Here is a 25,225-nt window from a genome sequence, read left to right on the forward strand (position 1 = left end):
AAGTTTTGCCCAACTGTCCGTGGGTTTGCGCCAAGGCGTGGGGTAGGGTCATGACTTGACTGACCGCCCTGATGGACTGACTTGAAATGACCCTTTCGCTTGACCTGCTGCTGGGCTTCGCCCTGTTTGCCCTGGTGACCTCGATCACGCCTGGCCCTAACAACACCATGTTGTTGGCCTCGGGTGTCAATTTCGGTTTCAACCGCACCATTCCTCACATGCTGGGTATTACCTGCGGCTTCTTTTCCCTGGTGCTGGCGGTGGGCCTTGGCCTGGGCGCGGTGTTCCAGACTTATCCACTGCTCTATACCGCGCTGCGCTACATCGGCGCGGCGTACCTGTTGTACCTGGCGTGGAAAATCGCCCACTCCGGTCCGGTTTCGGAAAGCCAGCCGGGGGACAATACGCCGATCAGCTACTGGGGCGCAGCGGCGTTCCAATGGGTCAATCCCAAGGCCTGGATCATGGCCATCGGTGCCATCAGTACGTACACGCCACTCCAGGGGTATTTCTTCAACGTGTTGGTGATTGCGGCGGTGTTTGCCCTGATCAACCTGCCAAGCGTGAGCCTGTGGGTAGTGTGCGGCAGCCTGTTGCGCAACCTGTTGCGTGATCGTCGCTGGTTGCGCGTGTTCAACTGGGGCATGGCGCTGCTGTTGGTCGCTTCGCTGTATCCATTGTTGCTCGAAAGCATCAGTTGAGGGCTGAGCTTCGCCGCGATGCCTGCTAAGCTCGCTGTTCAGGAGCGTTCCTACGCACTTTTAAACGAAGTCCGACTTCTTTAAGGTCTTTGATCAGGTATTGCTAGTCTCGAACCCAACGAGGGCGCCTGATCCTGGAGCAGGCTCTGCGAGTTTCCTATGAATAAACGTCCTTTGTATTTCGACTACGCCGCCACCACGCCGGTGGATGAGCGGGTCATCCGGGTCATGGTCGAGTGTCTGGGCTTTGACGGCAACTTTGGCAACCCGGCTTCCAGTTCCCATGCCTTCGGCCAGGAGGCCCGGCGCTCGGTAGAGAGTGCCCGCCAGCAGGTGGCGCAACTGGTCGGGGCTCAGCCCGAACAGATTGTCTGGACGTCCGGCGCTACCGAATCCAACAACCTGGCCCTCAAAGGGGTAGCCCAGGCGCGCGGTGGTTCCACCGGCCATGTCATCACCAGTCTGATCGAACACAAGGCGATTCTCGACACGGCGCGCCAGCTCGAAGAGAGCGGCTTCGCGGTGACCTGGCTGGCGCCGGACGCCGAGGGCCTGATCAGCCCGCAAGCGGTTCGCGAGGCGTTGCGCGAAGACACGTTCCTGGTGTCGCTGATGCTGGTGAACAACGAGTTGGGCACCGTCAACGACGTCATCGCCATCGGCGAGATCGTTCGCGAGCACAGTGCGCTGTTTCATGTGGACGCAGCCCAGGGCGCCGGCAAGGTGCAGATCGACCTGTCTCGTTGGCCGGTGGACCTGATGTCTTTTTCCGCGCATAAGATCTACGGCCCCAAGGGCATCGGGGCGCTCTACGTTGGCGACCGTGCCCGGCCACGGCTGTCGGCACAGATTCACGGCGGAGGCCATGAAGGCGGTTTGCGCTCCGGGACCCTGGCGACCCACCAGATCGCAGCCATGGGCGCTGCGTTCGAACTCGCGGCCGAGGCATTCGACGAAGAGCTCGCTAAAATCGCCCGATTGCGCAATCGTTTGCTTGAGCCGCTGCTGGCCTTGCCCGGTGTGCGTATAAACGGCAGTGCGAGCCGCCGGATTCCCCACACGCTGAGCCTGACCTTCAACGAAGGTGAGTTCAACCCGGCGACGTTGGGCGCATCGATTGCATTTTCCGCGACCTCGGCCTGCAATTCGGCGCAGAACAGCCCGTCCCACGTGCTGCTGGCCTTGGGGCACGATGCGCGTGCGGCCGGGCGGACCATTCGCTTGAGCCTGGGCCGCTTTACCACTGAACAGGATATCGACGAGGCGGTGCGGTTGATCCAGGCGGCGTGCGCGACTGCGCCGGCGTTCTGGGCCACTACCCCATAAGCCGTCTTCGGCATCGAACAACAATATCAATGAGCAGGAGAAGCAATGAGCACCGAGCCTATGCCCCATGGACTGGTTCCCCAGCGCCTGGCCCAAATCCGCCAACTGATGAGCCGAGAGGGCATTCATGCGCTGCTGGTGCCATCAGCCGACCCGCATCTGTCTGAATACTTGCCGGGCTATTGGCAGGGACGGCAATGGCTGTCGGGCTTCCACGGCTCGGTGGGTACCTTGATCGTGACCGGCAGTTTCGCTGGCGTCTGGGCCGATAGCCGTTATTGGGAGCAGGCCACCAAGGAGCTGGAGGGCAGTGGTATCGAGCTGGTCAAGCTCATTCCTGGCCAGCCCGGCCCCTTGGACTGGCTGGCCGAACAAACACCTGAGGGTGGGGTGGTCGCCGTTGACGGTGCGGTCATGGCCGTGGCATCGGCCCGCACCCTGGGTGGCAAGCTTGCGGAGCGCGGCGCGCGGTTGCGTACCGACATCGATCTGCTCCAGGAGGCCTGGAGCGATCGCCCTAGCTTGCCGGATCAGCCGGTCTACGCCCATTTACCACCCCAGGCGACCGTCAGCCGGGTCGAGAAACTCGCCAAGCTGCGCGAATCCCTCAAGGAACGAGGTGCCGACTGGCATTTCATCGCCACGCTGGATGACATCGCCTGGTTGTTCAACCTGCGCGGCGCGGATGTGTCGTTCAACCCCGTGTTCGTCTCCTTCGCCTTGATCAGCCAGCAACAGGCAACGCTGTTCGTAGCCCTGGACAAGGTTGACGCAGCACTGCGTGCCGTTCTTGAACAGGACGGCGTGACCCTGCGCGATTACAGCGAAGCCGCCGCCGCGTTGCGCGAAGTGCCGGACGGCGCGAGCTTGCAGATCGATCCGGCGCGGGTGACGGTCGGTTTGCTGGATAACCTGGGCAGCGGCGTGAAGCTGGTCGAAGGTCTCAATCCAACGACGCTGGCCAAGTCCCGCAAAAGCCTGGCCGACGCCGAGCACATCCGTCGGGCCATGGAGCAGGATGGCGCGGCGCTCTGTGAGTTCTTCGCCTGGCTGGAAGGGGCTTGGGGGCGCGAGCGCATCACCGAGTTGACCATCGACGAGCACCTGACCGCCGCCCGCACGCGCCGGCCGGACTTCGTCTCCCTGAGTTTCAACACCATCGCCGCCTTTAACGCCAACGGCGCGATGCCTCATTACCACGCCACGGAAGAAGCCCATGCGGTCATCGAAGGTGATGGCCTGTTGCTGATCGATTCCGGCGGCCAGTACTTGGGGGGCACTACTGACATCACTCGCATGGTGCCGGTCGGCACACCCACCACTGAGCAGAAACGTGATTGCACGCGCGTGCTCAAGGGCGTGATTGCCCTGTCCCGGGCCAAATTCCCGCGGGGTATTCTTTCGCCGTTGCTGGATGCCATCGCCCGCGCACCGATCTGGGCGGAGCAGGTGGATTACGGCCACGGCACAGGTCATGGCGTCGGCTATTTTCTCAATGTCCACGAAGGCCCGCAGGTGATTGCCTATCAAGCCGCTGCCGCGCCGCAAACGGCGATGCAGGCGGGCATGATCACCTCCATCGAACCGGGCACTTATCGCCCCGGTCGCTGGGGTGTGCGCATCGAGAACCTGGTGTTGAACCGTGACGCCGGAAGCAGCGAGTTCGGCGAGTTCCTTGAGTTCGAAACCCTGACCCTTTGTCCGATCGACACCCGCTGCCTGGAACCTTCGCTGCTGACCCAGGACGAAAAAGACTGGTTCAACGCCTACCACGCCGAGGTTCAGCGTCGCTTGAGCCCGTTGCTGGACGGTGACGCACTGCAATGGCTCAACACGCGAACGATAGCGATTTGAAGTAGAGGATCAGGCGAGGGCTTCACGGACGAAGTCCAACCGATCCTGGCCGAAGAACAACTCGTTGCCGACAAACATGCTCGGGGCGCCGAACACGCCCCGTGCGATGGCTTCTTCAGTGGTGATCTTGAGTGCTTGCTTGACCTGCTCGTCGTTCGTCAATGCCAGCACATAGTCGGCATCGAAACCGCCCTCGTTCAGGACCGCTGCGACAGTCGTCGGGTCGTTGAGGTTGCGGCCATCCACCCAAAAGGCGCGGAACAGACAATCGACGAAGGCCTCGAAGCGTTCAGGTTGGCGCAACTGCATGCCAGTCACCGCGCGCATCAGCTGCAGCGTGTTGATGGGGAAGTGTGGATTGAACTTGAAGGCGACGCCGTAGCGTTTGGCGAAGCGATTCAGGTCCTTGAACAGGTAAGGGTTCTTGGCCGGCACTGTCGCCGGTGATGCATTGCCGGTTGCCTTGAAGACGCCGCCCAACAACATCGGACGATAGATCAACTGGCTGTTGGTCTGCGCGCACAGCGTCGGCAACTGGGTGTAGGCCAGGTAAGTGGTCGGGCTGCCGAGATCGAAGTAAAACTCCACCGATTTGCTCATGGGATCTGCTCTCTTGTTGTTGTGAGGGGAGGGGTTACCAGCGTTCGCTCCAGGGCCGCAGGTCCAGCTCGAAGGTCCAGGCGTCGCGGGGTTGGCTGTGCAGGTACCAATAATTGTCGGCGATGTGTTCAGGGTTCAGGATGCCGTCCTGATCCTTGGTGGCATATTTTTCCGGGAAATTATCGCGGATGAAGTCGGTGTCGATGGCGCCGTCCACCACCACGTGGGCCACGTGAATATTCAGCGGCCCCAGCTCACGGGCCATGCTCTGGGCCAGTGCCCGTATGCCATGTTTGGCGCCCGCGAATGCGGCGAACCCCGAAGCGCCGCGCAATCCCGCCGTTGCCCCGGTAAACAGAATCGTCCCGCGCTGGCGCTTGACCATACGCTTGGCCACTTCCCGTGCATTGAGAAAGCCTGAGAAACAGGCCATTTCCCATATCTTGAAATACTTGCGCGCGGTTTCTTCGAGGATGCTGCAGGGGACGTTGGCGCCGATGTTGAACACAAAGGCTTCGATCGGGCCGATCTGGTTCTCGATTTGCTCGATGAGTGCGATCACGTCGTCTTCTTTACGCGCATCACAGGCAAACCCGTGGGCTTCGCCGCCTTGGGCACGAATTCCATCCACCAGGGGTTCGAGTTTGTCGGCGCTGCGGCGAGTAACACAGGCAACAAAACCTTCCTGTGCAAAGCGTCTGGCAATCGCGCCACCCGTGGCGTCGCCCGCGCCAACAACCAGTACGACTCTATTGTTATTCATGGTCAGCCTCATTGGTAAACGATCGTTAACTAAACGGACGTTATGCTAAGATCCGACAAGCGTCAAGGTAAGCAATCAGGGGCAGGGCCATGCGATATTCAGCCAATCACAAAATGGAAACCCGCGAGAAACTGCTCGCCAGCAGTGCCGTCTCCGCCAAGAAGTCGGGTTTCTCCACGGTCGGTGTCGATGGCTTGATGAAAGCGATCGGGTTGAGCGGCGGCGCGTTTTATAGCCACTTCTCATCGAAGGATGAGCTCTTCAAGGCCATTGTCGAGCGGGAGTTGGCCCAAAGCCTGGATCGTCTGAGTGGCGACGGTGCCATGGACTCAATGAAGCTGGAGCGCTGCCTCAAGCAGTACTTGAGCATGAGCCATGTTGAGCAGCCCGATGCAGGGTGTGCGTTGCCAGTGCTGGGGGCCGAGATCGCGCGATCGGATGTCCAGGTGAGGGAGACGGCGCAAACGTGGATCTGTCGTTTGCACGAAAGCTGGGCGCGGATATTGGGAAGCGATAGTCTGGCCTGGGCCATCCTGTCTCAATGCGTGGGAGCATTGGTAGTTGCGCGGATGCTGGTCACGCCGCAGGTCCAGCGTGACGTCCTCAAGTCCAGTCATGAGGAGATTAGGCGCCGAATGGCCGAGCAAGGGCTCGACTGACGTGACCTATTTACAAATGACGATCATGCTGCGGCTGGTATAGCCAGCGGGATTGAGCCCGAAGGGATAGTCCCCGGGTTCCTCGACGACGTCGCCGGACTTGGCAATGACCTTGTAACCCTTGGGAGCACATGAATTGGCGGCGCTGGCGGCGCACTGATCCCAGGATGAGGATAGGCCGGAGCAGTTGATGTGCAGGCCTTTTTTACCGCGTTTGACTTCAGTTTTCGATGTTGCCGCACAGCCCGCTACTGCAAGTACGGCGATCAGTATCAAAATTCGTTTCATTCCTGTCCTTATAATCGTCGTGAATCTTGTGTCCACGTACGATTGTGTTCGCTCTTGCTTGAAGCGTTCATGACGTCCTGTATGAAAAATCCATGTTTGACATTGGGTTACCGGTCTAAACATGGCCTAAATGCGTGGCAAATACCAGACCTTCGTTAAATCCTGCTTCAATCTGCCGCGACGGCAGGCTTCGCAGTGTTGGCCATGGTCATCGTTGCGCCGACCGACGCGAGGATGATGCAGGTAATGGCTAACCATTGGGCCAAGGACAAGTACTCCTGCAGAAAGACCAGCCCCGACAGGGCCGCGACTGCCGGTTCGACGCTCATCAGCGTGCCGAAAGTGCGGGCTGGCATTCGGGTCAGGGAGATCATTTCCAGGGTGTAGGGCAGGGCCGTAGACAGAATGGCGACGCCGATGGCGATTGGAATCAGGCTCGGTGTGAGCAATGCGGCGCCCGCGTGCACGATACCAATCGGTGCGACGAACAGGGCGGCGATCATCACCCCCAGTGCGGCGGTTTGCACACCATTGTCCGCGCCAGCCTTCTGGCCAAACAGGATGTACAGCGCCCAGCAGAAACCTGCGCCCAGCGCATAGCCGGCTCCAAGCAGGTCGATACCGGCATTGGTCGCTCCGGTCGGTATAAGCAGAAGCAGGCCAACGACTGCCAGGGCGATCCAGAGAAAGTCGATTGCCCGGCGCGAGGCGTAAATGGCGACTGCCAGAGGCCCGGTGAACTCCAGTGCCACGGCAATGCCCAGTGGAACGGTACGAACCGACATATAGAAGAGAAAGTTCATGCCGCCCAGTGCCATTCCATAAACGATCACAGTGCGCAGGGATTGGGCGGTGAGCTTGGCGCGCCAGGGACGTAGCAATAACAGCATGATGAGGCTGGCAAAAATGAGTCGCAGCGTCGTTGTGCCCTGTGCGCCCACTACCGGGAACATGCTTTTGGCGAGGGAGGCTCCTGATTGGATTGAAGCCATGGCTATTAATAGCAGGGCAACCGGGTACAGGGTGGAGGCCAGGCTGCGATGTGGAGGGGGCGTCATTACGAAGTGTCGTCCAGAATAAAGGCGGGGGGCTGTTTTGAGCAGTATATTGCGCATATGCAGCGATTCCGTCTATATACCGGGCAGATTTAAGTGTCGTGTCGGGCTAAAGATAGAAAAATCAAATTAAGGGTTGACGGCAGATTCTGGAAGTCTATAATTCGCCCCACTTCCGGCGCAGTCGAAACGGAAAACTCCTTGAGATTCAATGAGTTAAGTAAGTTTCGAAGGTGTTGGGCTTCAGTTCATCGAAGCACGGAAGGAGCAGGTAGAGCGGTGTTGTTTGGCTCTATCAGCGGTTCGATCTTCTCGGTCGAAAGCGGTGAAAAAGAGGTGTTGACAGCAGCGAGTAACGCTGTAGAATTCGCCTCCCGCTAACGAGAGATCGGAAGCGCAAGTGGTTGAAGTTGCAAAGGAAACTTTGAAAGCTTCTGAAAATAACCGCTTGACAGATACACGGGGCGCTGTAGAATGCGCGCCTCGGTTGAGACGAAAGACTCAGCCAACCGCTCTTTAACAACTGAATCAAGCAATTCGTGTGGGTGCTTGTGGAGTCAGACTGCTAGTCAACAGATTATCAGCATCACAAGTTACTCCGCGAGAAATCAAAGATGTAACCAACGATTGCTGAGCCAAGTTTAGGGTTTTCTCAAAACCCAAAGATGTTTGAACTGAAGAGTTTGATCATGGCTCAGATTGAACGCTGGCGGCAGGCCTAACACATGCAAGTCGAGCGGTAGAGAGGTGCTTGCACCTCTTGAGAGCGGCGGACGGGTGAGTAATGCCTAGGAATCTGCCTGGTAGTGGGGGATAACGCTCGGAAACGGACGCTAATACCGCATACGTCCTACGGGAGAAAGCAGGGGACCTTCGGGCCTTGCGCTATCAGATGAGCCTAGGTCGGATTAGCTAGTTGGTGGGGTAATGGCTCACCAAGGCGACGATCCGTAACTGGTCTGAGAGGATGATCAGTCACACTGGAACTGAGACACGGTCCAGACTCCTACGGGAGGCAGCAGTGGGGAATATTGGACAATGGGCGAAAGCCTGATCCAGCCATGCCGCGTGTGTGAAGAAGGTCTTCGGATTGTAAAGCACTTTAAGTTGGGAGGAAGGGCATTAACCTAATACGTTAGTGTTTTGACGTTACCGACAGAATAAGCACCGGCTAACTCTGTGCCAGCAGCCGCGGTAATACAGAGGGTGCAAGCGTTAATCGGAATTACTGGGCGTAAAGCGCGCGTAGGTGGTTCGTTAAGTTGGATGTGAAATCCCCGGGCTCAACCTGGGAACTGCATTCAAAACTGTCGAGCTAGAGTATGGTAGAGGGTGGTGGAATTTCCTGTGTAGCGGTGAAATGCGTAGATATAGGAAGGAACACCAGTGGCGAAGGCGACCACCTGGACTGATACTGACACTGAGGTGCGAAAGCGTGGGGAGCAAACAGGATTAGATACCCTGGTAGTCCACGCCGTAAACGATGTCAACTAGCCGTTGGGAGCCTTGAGCTCTTAGTGGCGCAGCTAACGCATTAAGTTGACCGCCTGGGGAGTACGGCCGCAAGGTTAAAACTCAAATGAATTGACGGGGGCCCGCACAAGCGGTGGAGCATGTGGTTTAATTCGAAGCAACGCGAAGAACCTTACCAGGCCTTGACATCCAATGAACTTTCCAGAGATGGATTGGTGCCTTCGGGAACATTGAGACAGGTGCTGCATGGCTGTCGTCAGCTCGTGTCGTGAGATGTTGGGTTAAGTCCCGTAACGAGCGCAACCCTTGTCCTTAGTTACCAGCACGTAATGGTGGGCACTCTAAGGAGACTGCCGGTGACAAACCGGAGGAAGGTGGGGATGACGTCAAGTCATCATGGCCCTTACGGCCTGGGCTACACACGTGCTACAATGGTCGGTACAGAGGGTTGCCAAGCCGCGAGGTGGAGCTAATCCCACAAAACCGATCGTAGTCCGGATCGCAGTCTGCAACTCGACTGCGTGAAGTCGGAATCGCTAGTAATCGCGAATCAGAATGTCGCGGTGAATACGTTCCCGGGCCTTGTACACACCGCCCGTCACACCATGGGAGTGGGTTGCACCAGAAGTAGCTAGTCTAACCTTCGGGAGGACGGTTACCACGGTGTGATTCATGACTGGGGTGAAGTCGTAACAAGGTAGCCGTAGGGGAACCTGCGGCTGGATCACCTCCTTAATCGACGACCGCAGCTGCTCCATGAGCTCCCACACGAATTGCTTGATTCATTGAAGAAGACGAAAGAAGCAGCCAAAAGGGTTGTAGCTCAGTTGGTTAGAGCGCACCCCATGCTCTGTGGTAAAGAGCAGGGTGAGGTCGGCCTTAGTAGCTCGAAATTGGGTCTGTAGCTCAGTTGGTTAGAGCGCACCCCTGATAAGGGTGAGGTCGGCAGTTCGAATCTGCCCAGACCCACCAATTTTGTGTGGGAAACGCCTGTAGAAATACGGGGCCATAGCTCAGCTGGGAGAGCGCCTGCCTTGCACGCAGGAGGTCAGCGGTTCGATCCCGCTTGGCTCCACCACTACTGCTTCGATTGTATAAAGCTTAGAAATGAGCATTCCATCGATTCGATGGTGAATGTTGATTTCTAGTCTTTGACTAGTTCGTTCTTTAAAAATTTGGGTATGTGATAGAAAGATAGACTGAACGTTACTTTCACTGGTAACGGATCAGGCTAAGGTAAAATTTGTGAGTGGCTCTTAGAGCCAGATCGAATTTTCGGCGAATGTCGTCTTCACAGTATAACCAGATTGCTTGGGGTTATATGGTCAAGTGAAGAAGCGCATACGGTGGATGCCTTGGCAGTCAGAGGCGATGAAAGACGTGGTAGCCTGCGAAAAGCTTCGGGGAGTCGGCAAACAGACTTTGATCCGGAGATGTCTGAATGGGGGAACCCAGCCATCATAAGATGGTTATCTTGTACTGAATACATAGGTGCAAGAGGCGAACCAGGGGAACTGAAACATCTAAGTACCCTGAGGAAAAGAAATCAACCGAGATTCCCTTAGTAGTGGCGAGCGAACGGGGACTAGCCCTTAAGCTTCTTTGATTTTAGCGGAACGCTCTGGAAAGTGCGGCCATAGTGGGTGATAGCCCTGTACGCGAAAGGATCTTAGAAGTGAAATCGAGTAGGACGGAGCACGAGAAACTTTGTCTGAATATGGGGGGACCATCCTCCAAGGCTAAATACTACTGACTGACCGATAGTGAACTAGTACCGTGAGGGAAAGGCGAAAAGAACCCCGGAGAGGGGAGTGAAATAGATCCTGAAACCGTATGCGTACAAGCAGTGGGAGCCCACTTTGTTGGGTGACTGCGTACCTTTTGTATAATGGGTCAGCGACTTATTTTCAGTGGCGAGCTTAACCGAATAGGGGAGGCGTAGCGAAAGCGAGTCTTAATAGGGCGTCTAGTCGCTGGGAATAGACCCGAAACCGGGCGATCTATCCATGGGCAGGTTGAAGGTTGGGTAACACTAACTGGAGGACCGAACCGACTACCGTTGAAAAGTTAGCGGATGACCTGTGGATCGGAGTGAAAGGCTAATCAAGCTCGGAGATAGCTGGTTCTCCTCGAAAGCTATTTAGGTAGCGCCTCATGTATCACTGTAGGGGGTAGAGCACTGTTTCGGCTAGGGGGTCATCCCGACTTACCAAACCGATGCAAACTCCGAATACCTACAAGTGCCGAGCATGGGAGACACACGGCGGGTGCTAACGTCCGTCGTGAAAAGGGAAACAACCCAGACCGTCAGCTAAGGTCCCAAAGTTATGGTTAAGTGGGAAACGATGTGGGAAGGCTTAGACAGCTAGGAGGTTGGCTTAGAAGCAGCCACCCTTTAAAGAAAGCGTAATAGCTCACTAGTCGAGTCGGCCTGCGCGGAAGATGTAACGGGGCTCAAACCATACACCGAAGCTACGGGTATCACGTAAGTGATGCGGTAGAGGAGCGTTCTGTAAGCCTGTGAAGGTGAGTTGAGAAGCTTGCTGGAGGTATCAGAAGTGCGAATGCTGACATGAGTAACGACAATGGGTGTGAAAAACACCCACGCCGAAAGACCAAGGTTTCCTGCGCAACGTTAATCGACGCAGGGTTAGTCGGTCCCTAAGGCGAGGCTGAAAAGCGTAGTCGATGGAAAACAGGTTAATATTCCTGTACTTCTGGTTATTGCGATGGAGGGACGGAGAAGGCTAGGCCAGCTTGGCGTTGGTTGTCCAAGTTTAAGGTGGTAGGCTGGAATCTTAGGTAAATCCGGGATTCCAAGGCCGAGAGCTGATGACGAGTTACCCTTTGGGTGACGAAGTGGTTGATGCCATGCTTCCAAGAAAAGCTTCTAAGCTTCAGGTAACCAGGAACCGTACCCCAAACCGACACAGGTGGTTGGGTAGAGAATACCAAGGCGCTTGAGAGAACTCGGGTGAAGGAACTAGGCAAAATGGCACCGTAACTTCGGGAGAAGGTGCGCCGGTGAGGGTGAAGCACTTGCTGCGTAAGCCCACGCCGGTCGAAGATACCAGGCCGCTGCGACTGTTTATTAAAAACACAGCACTCTGCAAACACGAAAGTGGACGTATAGGGTGTGACGCCTGCCCGGTGCCGGAAGGTTAATTGATGGGGTTAGCTAACGCGAAGCTCTTGATCGAAGCCCCGGTAAACGGCGGCCGTAACTATAACGGTCCTAAGGTAGCGAAATTCCTTGTCGGGTAAGTTCCGACCTGCACGAATGGCGTAACGATGGCGGCGCTGTCTCCACCCGAGACTCAGTGAAATTGAAATCGCTGTGAAGATGCAGTGTATCCGCGGCTAGACGGAAAGACCCCGTGAACCTTTACTATAGCTTTGCACTGGACTTTGAATTTGCTTGTGTAGGATAGGTGGGAGGCTTTGAAGCGTGGACGCCAGTTCGCGTGGAGCCATCCTTGAAATACCACCCTGGCAACTTTGAGGTTCTAACTCAGGTCCGTTATCCGGATCGAGGACAGTGTATGGTGGGTAGTTTGACTGGGGCGGTCTCCTCCTAAAGAGTAACGGAGGAGTACGAAGGTGCGCTCAGACCGGTCGGAAATCGGTCGTAGAGTATAAAGGCAAAAGCGCGCTTGACTGCGAGACAGACACGTCGAGCAGGTACGAAAGTAGGTCTTAGTGATCCGGTGGTTCTGTATGGAAGGGCCATCGCTCAACGGATAAAAGGTACTCCGGGGATAACAGGCTGATACCGCCCAAGAGTTCATATCGACGGCGGTGTTTGGCACCTCGATGTCGGCTCATCACATCCTGGGGCTGAAGCCGGTCCCAAGGGTATGGCTGTTCGCCATTTAAAGTGGTACGCGAGCTGGGTTTAGAACGTCGTGAGACAGTTCGGTCCCTATCTGCCGTGGACGTTTGAGATTTGAGAGGGGCTGCTCCTAGTACGAGAGGACCGGAGTGGACGAACCTCTGGTGTTCCGGTTGTCACGCCAGTGGCATTGCCGGGTAGCTATGTTCGGGAAAGATAACCGCTGAAAGCATCTAAGCGGGAAACTTGCCTCAAGATGAGATCTCACTGGGACCTTGAGTCCCCTGAAGGGCCGTCGAAGACTACGACGTTGATAGGCAGGGTGTGTAAGCGCTGTGAGGCGTTGAGCTAACCTGTACTAATTGCCCGTGAGGCTTGACCATATAACACCCAAGCAATTTGTATCCTCCGAGCTGAAAAGCGAACGAGACCAGATTGCGGTGTGTGAAGACGAAACGAACCGAAAGTTCGAATCTCACAAAACACCGAAGCTATCACATACCCAATTTGCTGAAGCGAGGCCAACTGGCCACGACTCAGTACCCGAATTTCTTGACGACCATAGAGCATTGGAACCACCTGATCCCATCCCGAACTCAGCAGTGAAACGATGCATCGCCGATGGTAGTGTGGGGTTTCCCCATGTGAGAGTAGGTCATCGTCAAGATTAAATTCCGAAACCCCTATCTGCTGATGCAGGTAGGGGTTTTGTTTTTGCCTGAAATAAAAATCGTTGGCCAAAAAAAGGATGACCTGTAGAGGTCATCCTTTTTTGCATCCGGCCCTTAAGCCTCGGGTACCGGGCAGCTCAGATCCCCTTCCTTGCACTTGAGATAGTTCTTGAATGCCTCGACCCGGGCCTTAGTCTGGGTGGTGATGCAGTTGCTGTAGATCAGCGGGTAGACGCTACCGCCCTCGACCCCGGAGGCGGAGAAATTGCATTCGGCGTCACGGAAGCCTATCCAGGCACGCTGCGCCTTGACCAGCATCTGCTTGGCCTCCGGATTGTCCTTCAGGCGTGCCGTGATCTGCTTGTACAAGCTGTTCAGCTCGTTGTCGGCGGCCTTGTTTTCTTTGGCTGCGCATTGGTTCATTTCGCCTTGAGTGGTGGCGTCGGCACAGTCGTCGGCCTGAGCAGCGGTGACGAAAAGCAGCGGCATCAGGGCCAGAAGCAAGCGCGGGGACATGTTTGGTCTCTCCTTGAGGGGGGTGAAAACGCCGGGTGAGTTTACATCGCTCCATAGAGTTTTAGAGAAGGTGATCCTGATACAACTTTCTGGTTGGCCTTGTGGTCTTACAAGCCTACTGTTGAAACACAGGAGGTGACTCATGCATTCATCCGACCGCATTGAAAGAAAGATCCTGCTCAAGGCTCCGCGCTCTCATGTCTGGCGAGCCCTGGCCAATGCCGAAGCTTTCGGCCAATGGTTCGGTGTCGCCCTTGAGGGGAAACGGTTTGTGGCAGGGGAGCGTACCCAGGGGCAAATCACTTATCCAGGTTACGAGCATCTCATCTGGGACGTAGCCGTGGAGCGGGTGGAGCCTGAGCGGGTGTTCTCGTTTCGCTGGCATCCTTACGCTGTCGAGCCGCAGGTGGATTACTCTCAAGAGTCCGAAACCCGGGTGCTATTCGAACTCGAAGACATGGATGGCGGTACCTTGCTCAAAGTCGTGGAGTCGGGTTTCAACAACATTCCCGAGGCTCGCCGGCTCAAGGCTTTTCGCATGGACAGCCGTGGCTGGGACGAGCAAATGGCCAATATTGAAGCCTTCCTGAGCAAGTCTTGATCGGGGGCTGCTGAGGGGCTAAGGGTTTTCGGAGGGGAGCGGTATAGCGAATGTCTTACACGAGATGGTAGCTATGTCGTCTATTTCGTTTTGGATCCGAGGCGTAATCTGGACTCATCCACTGAAGCACAGGAAGTGCTCAGGATCAGGGACGATCGACCTTGCAAGGAAAGCTATCGACAGGGAGTCGTAATGGTCTTGGAAAAACCCGCTTCGGCGGGTTTTTTTTCGCCCGCAAAAAATCCGGGAAGGTCCTATAGCGAAACGCTTACACGCCGTTGCTGCTTTCTCGTCTTTTTCCAAGATACCGATGGGCCTAATCTATGTTCATCCACTGGGTACAGGGAGTGCTCGGGGTCATGGATGATTGGACCAGGCATGGAATGCCGGACAGGGAGTCAAATTGGTCCTCAAAAAACCCGCCTAGGCGGGTTTTTTTTCGTCTGTGAAAAAGTAGCCTGATCATGCCAACTGCCGGGTCATGGTGCGGTCGGAACCATCGGCAGCGAGAGCCTGGCCCCCTGGCGTCCGGTCCGCGCCATCGGCAGCGAGGGTCTGGCCCCCAGGCGTCCGATCCGCACCATCAGCGGCCACAGGCTGCTGGTAATCGCTAGCCTGGGTAAAGAAGCGGTCCTGCTGCTGGCTCGGCAAGGCAAACGCACTGGCGCTCAGGGCGAAGGTGGTAACGGCGATCAAGGTGTTGAGCGTTTTCATGGTAAAGACTCCGGTCATATCAAGGGTTGAGTGCCGGGTCGTTCAGATGTCGTGATCTGCTGAACCCGTTGCAGCGGCGATGGTTGTCTTGCTGCATGGGTTCAGATTAGGGGCGAGGCGGGGGCGGGCGTTAGACGGATACTGCCCTGGTTTTGCCTGATCCTGTTTGTGTGCAGGATCAGGCGCTACTGGCTTGCAGCGCCTGGGCGCGCAAACGAGCGATATCCTTGCTCGGGGAGGCGCCAAATAGACGGCTGTATTCACGGCTGAACTGCGAAGGGCTTTCATACCCCATCTTGTAGCCAATTGACGAAACGTCGCTGTTCTCCGCCAACAGCAACCGTCGGGCTTCCTGTAAGCGCAGTTGTTTCTGATATTGCAGCGGGCTCATGGCAGTCACGGCTTTGAAGCGGTGATGCAGCGCCGAAGGGCTGAGATTGATCATTTGTGCCAGGCTGTCGATGCTAAACGGTTCGGCGTAATGGGTATTGAGCCACTCGATGGCACGGCTGATGCGATGGGTCTGGGTGTCAGGAATGGCGATTTCGTGCAAGCGCTGGCCTTGGGCGCCACGCAGCAGTCGGTAGAAAATCTCCTGTTGGGCCAAAGGCGCGAGGGTGGCGATATCGTCCGGACTGTCCAACAGTCGCAGCAAGCGCAACACCGCGTCGAGCAATGGCGCATCGATACGGTCCAGGAACAACCCGCGTCCGGTTCTTTCGGCCGGCACGCCGATAGGGCAGGCGTCGGCCATCAGGCGGCAGATCTGTGCCGGGTCGATGTCGAGGCGGATACACAAGTAGGGGCGTTCAGGACTGGCTTCAATCACCTGGCCGGCCAGCGGCAGGGTCACCGAGACGACCAGGTAATTGAGCGGGTCATACACGTAGCATTCGTCCGCCAGGCGCACTTCCTTGCGCCCCTCGATAATCACGCATAAACCAGGCTTGTGCACGGTGTGCAGGGCTTCGGTCGGTTGGTCGCTACGGATCAGGTGCAAGGCCTCGATGGCCGTAGGGTGGACGCCATATTCCGGCGCAAAGCGCTTCATCAGGCTCGCTAATTCGGTGCGGCGCTGGCTGACGCCGTCGTCTGGCGCGATGTGGATGGACGTGGATACCGACATGCCGATCAATCTCCCAGGCCAAATTGAGTGGACCGCGCTAGTAAAGCCGATTGCACGGCTGTCGGCCAGAGTCGGTTTTATCGCCACAGGATCGTGCAAGTGCGCAGGAGGATCCGGCTAACCCCGGCCTCGGTCGGTTCCCTAATCTGGACCTGTCAAAACGCTCCCACCGGGGCCAACACATCCAGACGAGGAAACCATCATGTCCGATATTAAAAACAAAGTAGTGGTCATCACCGGCGCCAGCAGCGGGATTGGTGAAGCGGCGGCGCGGTTGCTCGCGGCTCGCGGTGCCCGTGTCGTGCTTGGCGCCCGGCGCATCGATCGTTTGCAAACGCTGGTGCAGGAACTCGAAACCGCCGGCCAGCAAGCTGTCTGCAAAGCGGTGGACGTGACCCGCCGCGACGATGTCCAGCACCTGATCGACTTTGCTGTCGAGCGGTTCGGTCGGGTCGACGTGATCATCAACAATGCCGGGGTCATGCCGCTCTCCAAGCTCGAGGCGCTGAAAGTCGAGGAGTGGGACCGCATGATCGACGTCAACATCCGTGGCGTGCTCCACGGCATCGCCGCCGGCTTGCCGCTGATGCAGCGCCAGCGCAGCGGCCAGTTCATCAACATCGCGTCCATCGGCGCCTACGCCGTCAGCCCGACTGCCGCCGTGTATTGCGCCACCAAGTTTGCCGTGCGGGCGATTTCCGAGGGCTTGCGCCAGGAAGTCGGGGGAGATGTGCGCGTGACGGTGATTTCCCCTGGCGTGACCGAATCGGAACTGGCCGAGAGCATTTCCGATGAAGGTGGACGTGCCGAAATGCGCGAGTTCCGCAGGATCTCCATTCCGGCCGAAGCCATCGCCCGGGCGATCGCCTACGCCATCGAACAACCGGCGGATGTGGACGTCAGCGAACTGATCGTGCGCCACACCGCCAGCCCGTTTTGAACCGCGTTTTACCTGACAGGAGATGTCCCATGAGAAAGGCCTTTGGAGACCAGGACAAATTTGTCGGCCTGTGGGTGACGGCTGATGGCGTGATTCGCCATCGGCTGCTGCCGGGCGGACGCTATGACGAAGCGCGGGGTTTGCGTGAGAGTGCGTACCAGGGCGACTACTGGTTGCAGGACGACCATATCGAATACCACGACGACACCGGTTTCACCGCCGATGGGGATTTTCGTGAGGGGGTGCTGTATCACGCGGGGATGGTGTTGTATTGCCAGGAAGGGTGATGAATCCACGGTTGGCTGGGTGGGAGCAAGGCTTGCCCGCGATAGAGGCGATGCGGTCTTTTAGAAATCGAGGCGCCTGTTTCGCGAGCAAGCTTTGCTCCCACAGCACAGCACAGTCATGCCTGGTTGGGATTTAGCGTTACACCAGTTCCAACCGCGCCGCAGCACGTTGGGCAATCTGCGAGCGGACCCGGAACGATTCTGCGGTACGCCGGTGGGCTTCTTCCAGGACGCGCGTTGGTGCAGTGTCCGGGCTGCCGGCGTTGAACGGTGGGGCAGGGGCGTATTCGAGCTGCAGCTGGACCAGTTCGGCGGTGTCCTGGTCGAACAGTTCGGCGGCCAGGGTCAGGGCAAAATCGATCCCGGCCGTGATGCCGCCACCGGTGAGCAGGTTGCCATCGCGGACTACGCGATCCTTGACCGGTGTCGCGCCCAGGGTTTGCAGCAGGCTGTGATAGGCCCAATGGGTGGTGGCGCGCTTGCCTTGCAACAGGCCCGCCGCACCCAGCACCAGCGAACCGGTGCACACGGACGTGATGTATTTCGCCTCGGCGGCCTGCCGCTTGATGAAGGCCAGCGTCTGCTCGTCTTCCATCAGAGGCCCGACGCCGGTCCCGCCGGGGACGCAGATCACGTCGAGCTTCGGGCAGTCCTCGAACGTGGTGGTGGGCAACAACACCAGCCCGGTGCTGGCAGTGACCGGCGCCAGGTCCTTCCAGATCAGGTGGACCTTCACGTCTGGCAACGAGGCCAGTACGTCATAAGGGCCGGTCAGGTCCAACTGCTGGACTTGGGGGAATAACAGCAAACCGATCTGCAGCGTCATGTCGCGTGCTCCTTTGGATGATGCCCGAGGGGTGGACGGTTTTACTTTAGATCCGTAGGCTCTGGCGTATACGCCAATAAACCCACGAATCACGCCAATATGCCCAACCCACCGAAAACCGTTCATGTACTGGCCTTCGCCAACGTGCAAGTGCTGGATGTCACCGGGCCTTTGCAAGTGTTTGCCTCGGCCAACGACCTGGCTCGCCAGCAAGGCCTGCCGTTGCCCTACACGCCCACGGTCATCGCTGTGGGGGGCGGGGCGGTAATGTCCTCGGCAGGGTTGGCGCTGTTAGCCGAGCCGCTGCCGAGCGAAGGCAGCGACACGCTGTTGATCGCCGGTGGCTGGGGCGTGTACGAAGCGGCGAAGGATCCGGCGCTGGTGGCCTGGGTCAAAGAGCACGGCCTGCGTTCGCGAAGGGTGGCGTCGGTGTGCACCGGGGCGTTCCTGCTGGCCGCCAGCGGTTGGCTGGACGGGCGGCGCGTGGTGACGCACTGGACCCGCTGCGAACAACTGGCCGAGCAGCATCCGCAATTGCGGGTCGAACCCAACCCGATTTTCATCAACGATGGCCCGGTCTGGACCTCGGCCGGGGTCACGGCCGGCATCGACCTGGCCTTGGCGCTGGTGGAGGAGGACCTGGGCCGCGCGGTGGCGCTGGAGGTCGCCCGGCACCTGGTGGTGTTCCTCAAGCGTCCCGGCGGGCAATCGCAGTTCAGCGTGACGTTGTCGCTGCAAAAGCAAGGCAGTCGGTTTGATGACCTGCATGCCTGGATCGCCGAAAACCTCACCCGTGACCTGGGCCTGTCGAGCCTGGCCGCCGAGGTCGGCATGAGCGAACGCAGCTTTGTGCGGCACTACCGCGCCGACACCGGCCAGACTCCGGCGCGGGCGGTGGAGTTGATTCGCCTGGAAACCGCTCGCCGCTTGTTGTCCGACACCGCTGTGTCGATCAAGCGGGTGGCGGTGCAGTGTGGCTTCGGCAGTGAGGAAACCTTGCGCCGCAGCTTTTTGCGGGCCATGGGGGTGACGCCACAGGCCTATCGCGAGCGGTTCGCCGTCAGCCCTCAAGTAGATCCAGCAATGCCTTGAGCGTGGCCTCGGGGGCTTCCTGTGGGATGTTGTGGCCGACACCGGCCAGCACGCGGCGCTCATAAAAACCTGTGAAGTGTTCGGCGTCTTCATCGTGTTCCGGCGCTGGCCCCACGCCGTCGTCGGCACCGCACAGGGAAAAGCTCGGCACGCTGATGGCCGGTTGTGCCGCCAGCCGTTCCTCCATCCACTCCAGCGTCGGGTCGCCCGGTGCGTACATGAAGCGATGACGGTAGGAGTGGATCACCACGTCGACGAAGTCCGGGTTGTCGAACGACGCAGCACTGAGGGGATACAGTTCGGCGCCACGTTTCCAGGTCGGTGACCACAGGCGCCAGAGCAATTCACACAGTTCACGTCGGTTCCGGGTCAGGCCCTCGACACCCCGCGCCGTGTGGAAATAGTACTGGTACCACAGGCGATGTTCGGTTTCCGGGTCCAGCGGCTGCTTGGAGCGTGGGATGTTCTGCAGGTTGTAGCCGTCGCCAGTCACCAGGCAGCGAACGCGCTCGGGCCACAGCGCCGCGACGATACACGCCGCCCGACCGCCCCAGTCGTAGCCGCACAGCGCCGCCTGGGGGATGGAGAGTACGTGCATCAGGTCCAGCAGGTCCTGGGCCAGTGCCGCTTGCTGGCCAGAGCGCAAGATGGCCGGGTTGTTGAACCGGGTCGGGCCGTAGCCGCGCAGGTAGGGCACGATGACCCAGTATCCACGCTCGGCCAGGGCGGGCGCGACTTCATCGAAAGCCCTGGGATCGTAAGGAAAACCGTGCAGCAGGATGATGGGTTCGCCGCTGGCGGGACCGTGTTCTTCGTAGGCGATGCGTAACAGCGGCGTCACGGCGAAGTTGACCTTGGGATCGAGGTTCATGTTGGCCTCCGGCATTGCCCGATTGCGATCAGGCGGGTTCCTGGTTCACGTATTTGGCCCGATCCGGCGTAAACGTCACGATCATGTTCGTGCTGGAACAGGTGAGGGTGCGCTCCTGGGTCAGGTCGATGTCCAGGTCTTCACCGCGCAGGCCCTGCCATTGGGCGAGGTACTTGAGGCAGCCGAATTTTTCGTTTTTCTTCAGGCTGCGGCTGACGCCACCTTTCCAGCCCAGCACAGGCAATTCACCGGCCAGGCAGCGTTGCGCCAGTTCGGGAAACTTCACCCCGCGGTCGCGGCCGATTTCCCAGCATTTGATCAGGCCTCGGTCCTGGCCCTCCCAGAGGTCTTCGCGGGTCAGGCCTGTTCGGGGTGGGGTGGTGATGGGGCGTTTGATATGGGTCATGTCAGATCCTTGAGTCGGGTTTTTATCGGGCAGCTCCGCTGCACCCGTGAGAGCATCGATCTTAGGAGGGGTTTGGGGGGCTGGCAACTTCTAACGGGGCGTGGTGATAAATGGGGCCGTAGGAGTTGTGTAGGAGCTGTCGAGTGCAACGAGGCTGCGATCTTTCCCCAGCCCCTTGAGTCTCAAGTGAAAGATCAAAAGATCGCAGCCTTCGGCAGCTCCTACAGGGGGCAGCCCAGCGGGATAAATTCCCTCATCACACTGGTGCGGCATGTTGCGCTGGGGATTCAGCAGTTGATCGAGCTGGCCAAGTTGTTGGCCAATCGTGCGCTGGATGACCTCGAACTGGCTGAGTCGACACAATAGCCAGTACACCATGATCGTTCCCACGCTCTGCGTGGGAATGCATCCCGTGACGCTCTGCGTCACCCTCCAGAGCGGAACGCGGAGCGTCCCTGGCGGCGTTTCCACGCGGGAGCGTGGGAACGATCACAAACCCAGCGGGAGCAAGCTCCCTCGCCACAGGGACTGTGCTCAGTCTGAAGGGCAGCCCGCCTCACGGCTGCCAATGAGTTTTCTCCCCGCTCAACTTGCGATCCAGGAAGCTCGCCGCGCTGATCAGCGCCAGGTGGGTCAGGGCTTGGGGAGTGTTGCCCAGGTGGTAGCCGTGGCTGTCGAATTCTTCGGCGTAGAGTCCCAGCGGGTTGGCGTAGCGCAGCAGTTGTTCGAACTCCAGCTGGGCTTTTTCCACGCGGCCGGCGCGGGCCAGGCATTCGACGTACCAGAATGAGCAGGCCGCGAATGAGCCTTCGATGCCGCTGAGGCCGTCGATGGGGCTGTCGTCGTTGCGGTAGCGATAGACCATGCCGTCGCGCACCAGGTCTTTTTCGATGGCGTCGAGCGTCGAGAGCCAGCGCGGGTCGCGGGCGCTGACGAAGCGCACCAGCGGCATCAACAGCATCGAGCCGTCCAGGGCGGTGCTGCCCAGGCGCTGGATAAAGTGCTGGTGTTCGTCGTTCCAGAAGTTCGTCCAGATGTCTTGGTAGATGGCCTGGCGCGTTTCGTCCCAGCGGGCGAACGGGGCGGGCAGGGAGCGTTTTTCGGCCAGGCGGATGGCGCGATCCACGGCGACCCAGCACATCAGCCGCGAATGCAGGAAATGCTGTTTGTCGCCGCGCATTTCCCAGATACCCACATCCTTGTCCTGCCAGACCTTGCACACTTGGTCGACTACGTCGACGGTGTGTTTCCAGCCTTGATGGGAGATGGCTTCGCCGTATTTGTTGACCAGGTACACCGCGTCCATCAGCTCGCCGAAAATGTCCAACTGCACCTGTTTGTAGGCCAGGTTGCCGATGCGTACCGGTCGGGCGTTGCCGAAGCCGCTCAGGTGCGGCAACTCGGTTTCCGGTAGTTCCAGTCTGCCGTCCAAGCCGTAGAGGATGTTGAGTTTGATCGGTTGATCACAGCAGTCACTGACCCGCCCACGGAGCCAGCGCATGTAGGCGTTGGCTTCTTCGACGAAGCCCAGGCGCATGAACGCGTAGACGGTGAAGGAGGCGTCGCGGATCCAGGTATAGCGATAATCCCAGTTGCGTTCGCCGCCGCGGGTTTCCGGCAGGCCGAAAGTGGCGGCGGCGAGGATGGCGCCGTGTTTGCGCGAGGTCAGCAGCTTCAGCGCCAGGGCCGAACGGTTGACCGTTTCCCGCCAGCGTCCCCGGTAGGTGGACTGAGCGATCCAGCCGCGCCAGAACGCCAGGGTGCGTTCCAGGCAGATCGCGCTGACATCGTCCTGAAGGCGCGGATCGTCAATGCCACCCAGCAGGAATTCGGCGCTCTGGCCCTGCGTCAGGGTGAACTCGGCCACCGCCGCATTGCCGTCCAGCGTCATGGGCTGATCGGAGCATAAGCGCAGGCTCGGTTGTCCCGGTGCCTCGAAACAGATGTAGGCAGCGTCCTGGCGCGCCGTGGTGGCGGCCCGGGCGTAGTCATGCCGCACGGCGCAGCGCATGCGAAACGTCGCGCTGCCGACGGTCATGCGCACCTTGCGCATCAGCACCGGTAAATCATCCTCGCTGTCACCAATGGGCAGCAGGTCGGTGACTTCCACCACGGCGCCGTCGCTCAGCCAGCGGGTTTGCAGCACGTTGGTGTCGGGCAGGTAGATCTGCTGGCGGCGGGCATTCGGCAGGTCTGGCGCGAGTTGGAAAATCCCCGCCTCCGGCGTATCCAGCAGCGAACAAAAGATCGATGGGCTGTCGAATTCCGGCCAGCAGAAAAAGTCGACACTGCCTCGGTCATTGACCAGCGCGGCGCTGCGCATGTCGCCGATGATGCCGTGGTTCTCGATGGGGCTTTGCGGTTCGTCATGATCAGCCATTGCCGCGAAACCCCGGATAAAGGCTCATCCCGCCATCGATGAACAGCGTGGTGCCCACCACATAATCGGACAAGTCCGAGGCCAGCCAGACCACCGCGTTGGCGACGTCCTCCACATCGCCGACGCGACCGTAAGGAATCAGCTCCAGCAGTTTCTGTCCCTGCTCGCCCTCGGTGGCATCCTGGTTGATGGCCGTGCGGATGGCGCCGGGGGCGATGCTGTTGATGCGGATGCGCTGGTGGCTGGTTTCCTGGGCCAGACTCTGCATCAGCAGATCGACCCCGCCCTTGGACGCAGCGTAATTGGCGTGGCCCGCCCAGGGAATGCGCTGGTGCACCGAACTCATGTGAATGATCTTGCCAGCGGCCCGGGACACGCCCCGGCGAATGCCCTGGCGGGTGAAAATTCGCAGCGCGGCGCGAGCACAGAGGAACTGGCCGGTGAGGTTGGTGCCGATCACGGTGTTCCAGTCTTCCAGGGTCATGTCGACGGTGGCGGCGTCTTTTTGCAGGCCGGAGTTGGCGACCAGGATGTCCAGCGCGCCAAACGCTTCGAGGGTCTGGGCGAACAGCCGTTCGACGTCCGGCTCCTTCGACACATCGGCCCCGACGGCGATGGCGCGGCCGCCGGTGGCGTTGATTTCACGGGCCAGCGCTTCGGCCGGGCCGGCGCTGGAGTGGTAGTTGAGTACCACCGCGGCACCCGCATCTGCCAACGCCCTGGCCGCGCCTGCGCCAATGCCGGAGCTGGCGCCGGTGACCAGGGCAACCTGTCGGGCGAGGGATATCTGCATGGTCTAGCACCTTGAATTGAGGGCCTTACCTGCTGACTGGCGTGAGGCGTGCAGAGTTCATTTGGGTGAAGCGGTCTTCATATTCCAGATTCAAACACAAACCTGTGGCAAGGGGACTGTGGGAGCATAGCTTGCTCGCGAAACAGGCGACTCGATTTCTGAAAGACCGCATTGCCTTCGTCGCGGGCAAGCCTTGCTCCCACAATTACCCCGCCACAAAGAATGTTGCTTCAGACCGGCTGTTACCAACCCCGCCCCGAATTCACCCAGAAATTCACCGACAACGACGTAGACACCGACTCCACCTGATGGAACCAACCTTCCGGCAAAAACAGCAAATCCCCAGCCTCCAATGTCACGCGCATGAAGATCACGTCGCGGGCGTGGGGGAAGCGTTGGTAGTCCGGCGCGTCCGGGTTGAAATCACAGCCGTCCAACCCGCCTTGGGGCGCAGTGGACCAGGTGCCCAGGGCTTCGCGGTGGTGAGGCGCGGCGAGGGTGAAGGTTTTCTGGCCCCAGACCTGGGCGAACAGGTTGTCGGTGTCGTCGCGATGCAGCGGCGTCAGGGTGCCCTTGGGGCCGATCCAGATGCGCGGTGGGATGAACAGTGAGGCGTCGAAGTAGGGCGGGTACTTGATCTGCTCCATCAGTTGCGCCGGCAGGATGTTGTTGCCCATGTAGGCCGGTGGTTCGCCGTCGGCGCCCTTGGTCGCCGGGCTGTCGAGGGAGGCGATGAAGTCGGCCATGGACGTGGAGCGGAAATCCCGCTCGGTGGAGAAGGTCTTCTTCACGTAGTCGCCGTGGCGGGTGATGCCTTGCAGCTCGGCAAAATGCACCAGGGATTCTTCGCGACTGAGCTTGAACAATGGCCAGTCCTGCAAGGCATCGCTGATGACCAGCGGAATGCCGTGGGGCAGATAGCGCGCTTGAAACTCCTGTACCGACAGCTCGCTGCGGGGACGACGCTCCACCCTGCGTTGGGGCGGCAGGCTGGCGGTGAGTTTTTCGCTGAAGCGCGACGGGGTGGGGTAGCGCTTGTTCATATCGACCTTTTCCACCACGCCACCGCCATGTCGGGCATGGTCGATGATCTGCGGCAGCAGCGTCGCCAGGCCCATGTTGCCGCCAATCTTCAGGCGCCCGCTGGCGAACAGTTCCTCGACATTGGCCAGGCCCGCCATGATCCCGAGGAAGTCCTTTTCCGCCACCTCGATGGTGACGTCGGGGCTGCTGTGGCGGCCGGCCTGGGTGCGACTGCTGGCCTTGACCTCGGACCAGTAGGCCTGGTGCGGGCCGAACACGAATTGGAAGACGCCTTCGATACCTACGGCGCCGGCATTGGCGAACAGCTTGCCCAGGATGGTTTGCAGGTCCACGGCGGTCACTCTTGCGGGTTTTTGGTCTTAGCAGGTAACGAGGGCCTGGAGCAGAAATTTAGCCCCGATCGCCGC

At 58.9% G+C, this 25,225-nt stretch carries 21 protein-coding genes, 2 tRNA genes, 3 rRNA genes and 1 pseudogene; 14 read left to right on the plus strand and 13 right to left on the minus strand.

Annotation, left to right across the window (positions count from 1 at the left end; all coding sequences use genetic code 11):
* Positions 1–86: 86 nt before the first annotated feature.
* From AB4O09_RS10330 to AB4O09_RS10340, 3 genes are all read left to right on the plus strand, one after another.
* A complete protein-coding gene (locus AB4O09_RS10330; protein ID WP_003204030.1) occupies positions 87–701 on the plus strand; it encodes a LysE family translocator in 615 nt (204 codons plus the stop codon).
* A gap of 159 nt (positions 702–860) precedes the next feature.
* Complete coding sequence (locus AB4O09_RS10335; protein ID WP_013693952.1) at positions 861–2,027, plus strand: cysteine desulfurase family protein; 1,167 nt, start codon at positions 861–863, stop codon at positions 2,025–2,027.
* 45 nt (positions 2,028–2,072) lie between these two features.
* Positions 2,073–3,881 (plus strand): aminopeptidase P family protein, encoded by a 1,809-nt coding sequence (locus AB4O09_RS10340; RefSeq protein WP_003204026.1) that lies wholly within the window; start codon positions 2,073–2,075, stop codon positions 3,879–3,881.
* A 9-nt stretch (positions 3,882–3,890) separates the two neighbouring features.
* Here the strand turns inward: AB4O09_RS10340 and AB4O09_RS10345 are convergent, their stop codons facing one another.
* The gene (locus AB4O09_RS10345) at positions 3,891–4,481 is read right to left on the minus strand and encodes a 2-hydroxychromene-2-carboxylate isomerase (RefSeq protein ID WP_003204024.1); all 591 of its coding nucleotides are present in this window, start codon (positions 4,479–4,481) and stop codon (positions 3,891–3,893) included.
* A 34-nt stretch (positions 4,482–4,515) separates the two neighbouring features.
* Entirely contained in the window at positions 4,516–5,244 is a 729-nt protein-coding gene (locus tag AB4O09_RS10350) for an SDR family oxidoreductase (RefSeq protein ID WP_003204022.1), read from the minus strand.
* Between the two features lie 89 nt (positions 5,245–5,333).
* On the opposite strand from AB4O09_RS10350, the gene AB4O09_RS10355 reads away from it, so the two are divergent.
* Positions 5,334–5,903: a TetR/AcrR family transcriptional regulator gene (locus AB4O09_RS10355; protein WP_003204020.1), complete on the plus strand. Its 570-nt coding sequence runs from the start codon at positions 5,334–5,336 to the stop codon at positions 5,901–5,903.
* Positions 5,904–5,909: 6 nt separating this feature from the next.
* Here the strand turns inward: AB4O09_RS10355 and AB4O09_RS10360 are convergent, their stop codons facing one another.
* Both AB4O09_RS10360 and rhtA read right to left on the minus strand, forming a co-directional pair.
* The gene (locus AB4O09_RS10360) at positions 5,910–6,191 is read right to left on the minus strand and encodes a hypothetical protein (RefSeq protein ID WP_003204018.1); all 282 of its coding nucleotides are present in this window, start codon (positions 6,189–6,191) and stop codon (positions 5,910–5,912) included.
* A 167-nt stretch (positions 6,192–6,358) separates the two neighbouring features.
* Positions 6,359–7,249 (minus strand): threonine/homoserine exporter RhtA, encoded by an 891-nt coding sequence (gene rhtA / locus AB4O09_RS10365; RefSeq protein WP_003204016.1) that lies wholly within the window; start codon positions 7,247–7,249, stop codon positions 6,359–6,361.
* A gap of 668 nt (positions 7,250–7,917) precedes the next feature.
* Between rhtA and AB4O09_RS10370 the strand changes: the two genes are divergently transcribed.
* From AB4O09_RS10370 to rrf, 5 genes are all read left to right on the plus strand, one after another.
* A 16S ribosomal RNA gene (locus AB4O09_RS10370) occupies positions 7,918–9,454 on the plus strand.
* A gap of 160 nt (positions 9,455–9,614) precedes the next feature.
* Positions 9,615–9,691: transfer RNA gene (locus tag AB4O09_RS10375), tRNA-Ile, on the plus strand.
* A 30-nt stretch (positions 9,692–9,721) separates the two neighbouring features.
* Positions 9,722–9,797, plus strand: a tRNA-Ala gene (locus tag AB4O09_RS10380).
* 245 nt (positions 9,798–10,042) lie between these two features.
* A 23S ribosomal RNA gene (locus AB4O09_RS10385) occupies positions 10,043–12,934 on the plus strand.
* Between the two features lie 168 nt (positions 12,935–13,102).
* A 5S ribosomal RNA gene (gene rrf / locus AB4O09_RS10390) occupies positions 13,103–13,218 on the plus strand.
* The 16S, 23S and 5S rRNA genes sit together here with 2 tRNA genes alongside, the layout of an rRNA operon.
* A 118-nt stretch (positions 13,219–13,336) precedes the next feature.
* On the opposite strand, the gene AB4O09_RS10395 is transcribed toward rrf, so the two are convergent.
* Entirely contained in the window at positions 13,337–13,738 is a 402-nt protein-coding gene (locus AB4O09_RS10395) for a lysozyme inhibitor LprI family protein (RefSeq protein ID WP_013693948.1), read from the minus strand.
* Between the two features lie 142 nt (positions 13,739–13,880).
* Here AB4O09_RS10395 and AB4O09_RS10400 point away from each other — a divergent pair, with 142 nt between their 5' ends.
* Entirely contained in the window at positions 13,881–14,339 is a 459-nt protein-coding gene (locus AB4O09_RS10400; RefSeq protein ID WP_003204010.1) for an SRPBCC family protein, read from the plus strand.
* 462 nt (positions 14,340–14,801) lie between these two features.
* On the opposite strand, the gene AB4O09_RS10405 is transcribed toward AB4O09_RS10400, so the two are convergent.
* Entirely contained in the window at positions 14,802–15,053 is a 252-nt protein-coding gene (locus AB4O09_RS10405) for a hypothetical protein (protein ID WP_003204009.1), read from the minus strand.
* 178 nt (positions 15,054–15,231) lie between these two features.
* A complete protein-coding gene (locus tag AB4O09_RS10410) occupies positions 15,232–16,179 on the minus strand; it encodes an AraC family transcriptional regulator (protein ID WP_003204001.1) in 948 nt (315 codons plus the stop codon).
* Between the two features lie 202 nt (positions 16,180–16,381).
* Between AB4O09_RS10410 and AB4O09_RS10415 the strand changes: the two genes are divergently transcribed.
* Positions 16,382–17,119, plus strand: a complete 738-nt coding sequence (locus AB4O09_RS10415) for an SDR family oxidoreductase (protein ID WP_043043092.1) — start codon at positions 16,382–16,384, stop codon at positions 17,117–17,119.
* 29 nt (positions 17,120–17,148) lie between these two features.
* On the plus strand, positions 17,149–17,406 hold the full coding sequence (locus tag AB4O09_RS10420) for an Atu4866 domain-containing protein (protein WP_003203997.1): 258 nt from the start codon (positions 17,149–17,151) through the stop codon (positions 17,404–17,406).
* 139 nt (positions 17,407–17,545) lie between these two features.
* Here the strand turns inward: AB4O09_RS10420 and inhA are convergent, their stop codons facing one another.
* On the minus strand, positions 17,546–18,232 hold the full coding sequence (inhA, locus tag AB4O09_RS10425; RefSeq protein WP_003203995.1) for an isonitrile hydratase: 687 nt from the start codon (positions 18,230–18,232) through the stop codon (positions 17,546–17,548).
* A gap of 99 nt (positions 18,233–18,331) precedes the next feature.
* Between inhA and AB4O09_RS10430 the strand changes: the two genes are divergently transcribed.
* Complete coding sequence (locus AB4O09_RS10430) at positions 18,332–19,324, plus strand: GlxA family transcriptional regulator (protein WP_003203993.1); 993 nt, start codon at positions 18,332–18,334, stop codon at positions 19,322–19,324.
* Here AB4O09_RS10430 and AB4O09_RS10435 read toward each other — a convergent pair.
* Both AB4O09_RS10435 and AB4O09_RS10440 read right to left on the minus strand, forming a co-directional pair.
* Positions 19,293–20,195 (minus strand): alpha/beta fold hydrolase, encoded by a 903-nt coding sequence (locus AB4O09_RS10435; RefSeq protein ID WP_003203991.1) that lies wholly within the window; start codon positions 20,193–20,195, stop codon positions 19,293–19,295. The two genes, AB4O09_RS10430 and AB4O09_RS10435, sit on opposite strands and share 32 nt — an antisense overlap.
* Before the next feature lie 28 nt (positions 20,196–20,223).
* A complete protein-coding gene (locus tag AB4O09_RS10440; RefSeq protein WP_013693946.1) occupies positions 20,224–20,601 on the minus strand; it encodes a hypothetical protein in 378 nt (125 codons plus the stop codon).
* Positions 20,602–20,868: 267 nt separating this feature from the next.
* Here AB4O09_RS10440 and AB4O09_RS10445 point away from each other — a divergent pair.
* Positions 20,869–20,967: pseudogene (locus AB4O09_RS10445) on the plus strand (DUF6124 family protein); the annotation flags it as partial.
* 190 nt (positions 20,968–21,157) lie between these two features.
* Here AB4O09_RS10445 and AB4O09_RS10450 read toward each other — a convergent pair.
* From AB4O09_RS10450 to AB4O09_RS10460, 3 genes are all read right to left on the minus strand, one after another.
* Complete coding sequence (locus tag AB4O09_RS10450) at positions 21,158–22,981, minus strand: glycoside hydrolase family 15 protein (protein WP_223524412.1); 1,824 nt, start codon at positions 22,979–22,981, stop codon at positions 21,158–21,160.
* Positions 22,974–23,774 (minus strand): SDR family oxidoreductase, encoded by an 801-nt coding sequence (locus AB4O09_RS10455; protein WP_027912205.1) that lies wholly within the window; start codon positions 23,772–23,774, stop codon positions 22,974–22,976. The genes AB4O09_RS10450 and AB4O09_RS10455 overlap by 8 nt, the downstream gene beginning before the upstream one ends.
* Positions 23,775–24,016: 242 nt before the next feature.
* Positions 24,017–25,150 carry a cupin-like domain-containing protein gene (locus AB4O09_RS10460; protein ID WP_013693943.1) on the minus strand — a complete coding sequence of 378 codons (1,134 nt, stop codon included), beginning with the start codon at positions 25,148–25,150 and terminating at the stop codon, positions 24,017–24,019.
* Positions 25,151–25,225 lie beyond the last annotated feature (75 nt).

The organism is Pseudomonas sp. H1_F01 (genome assembly GCF_054681425.1).

Coding starts and splice junctions, on each gene's coding strand:
- AB4O09_RS10330 (WP_003204030.1), top strand. CDS start 87: ATGACCCTTTCGCTTGACCTGCTGCTGGGCTTCGCCCTGTTTGCCCTG.
- AB4O09_RS10335 (WP_013693952.1), top strand. CDS start 861: ATGAATAAACGTCCTTTGTATTTCGACTACGCCGCCACCACGCCGGTG.
- AB4O09_RS10340 (WP_003204026.1), top strand. CDS start 2,073: ATGAGCACCGAGCCTATGCCCCATGGACTGGTTCCCCAGCGCCTGGCC.
- AB4O09_RS10345 (WP_003204024.1), bottom strand. CDS start 4,481: ATGAGCAAATCGGTGGAGTTTTACTTCGATCTCGGCAGCCCGACCACT.
- AB4O09_RS10350 (WP_003204022.1), bottom strand. CDS start 5,244: ATGAATAACAATAGAGTCGTACTGGTTGTTGGCGCGGGCGACGCCACG.
- AB4O09_RS10355 (WP_003204020.1), top strand. CDS start 5,334: ATGCGATATTCAGCCAATCACAAAATGGAAACCCGCGAGAAACTGCTC.
- AB4O09_RS10360 (WP_003204018.1), bottom strand. CDS start 6,191: ATGAAACGAATTTTGATACTGATCGCCGTACTTGCAGTAGCGGGCTGT.
- rhtA (WP_003204016.1), bottom strand. CDS start 7,249: ATGACGCCCCCTCCACATCGCAGCCTGGCCTCCACCCTGTACCCGGTT.
- AB4O09_RS10395 (WP_013693948.1), bottom strand. CDS start 13,738: ATGTCCCCGCGCTTGCTTCTGGCCCTGATGCCGCTGCTTTTCGTCACC.
- AB4O09_RS10400 (WP_003204010.1), top strand. CDS start 13,881: ATGCATTCATCCGACCGCATTGAAAGAAAGATCCTGCTCAAGGCTCCG.
- AB4O09_RS10405 (WP_003204009.1), bottom strand. CDS start 15,053: ATGAAAACGCTCAACACCTTGATCGCCGTTACCACCTTCGCCCTGAGC.
- AB4O09_RS10410 (WP_003204001.1), bottom strand. CDS start 16,179: ATGTCGGTATCCACGTCCATCCACATCGCGCCAGACGACGGCGTCAGC.
- AB4O09_RS10415 (WP_043043092.1), top strand. CDS start 16,382: ATGTCCGATATTAAAAACAAAGTAGTGGTCATCACCGGCGCCAGCAGC.
- AB4O09_RS10420 (WP_003203997.1), top strand. CDS start 17,149: ATGAGAAAGGCCTTTGGAGACCAGGACAAATTTGTCGGCCTGTGGGTG.
- inhA (WP_003203995.1), bottom strand. CDS start 18,232: ATGACGCTGCAGATCGGTTTGCTGTTATTCCCCCAAGTCCAGCAGTTG.
- AB4O09_RS10430 (WP_003203993.1), top strand. CDS start 18,332: ATGCCCAACCCACCGAAAACCGTTCATGTACTGGCCTTCGCCAACGTG.
- AB4O09_RS10435 (WP_003203991.1), bottom strand. CDS start 20,195: ATGAACCTCGATCCCAAGGTCAACTTCGCCGTGACGCCGCTGTTACGC.
- AB4O09_RS10440 (WP_013693946.1), bottom strand. CDS start 20,601: ATGACCCATATCAAACGCCCCATCACCACCCCACCCCGAACAGGCCTG.
- AB4O09_RS10450 (WP_223524412.1), bottom strand. CDS start 22,981: ATGGCTGATCATGACGAACCGCAAAGCCCCATCGAGAACCACGGCATC.
- AB4O09_RS10455 (WP_027912205.1), bottom strand. CDS start 23,774: ATGCAGATATCCCTCGCCCGACAGGTTGCCCTGGTCACCGGCGCCAGC.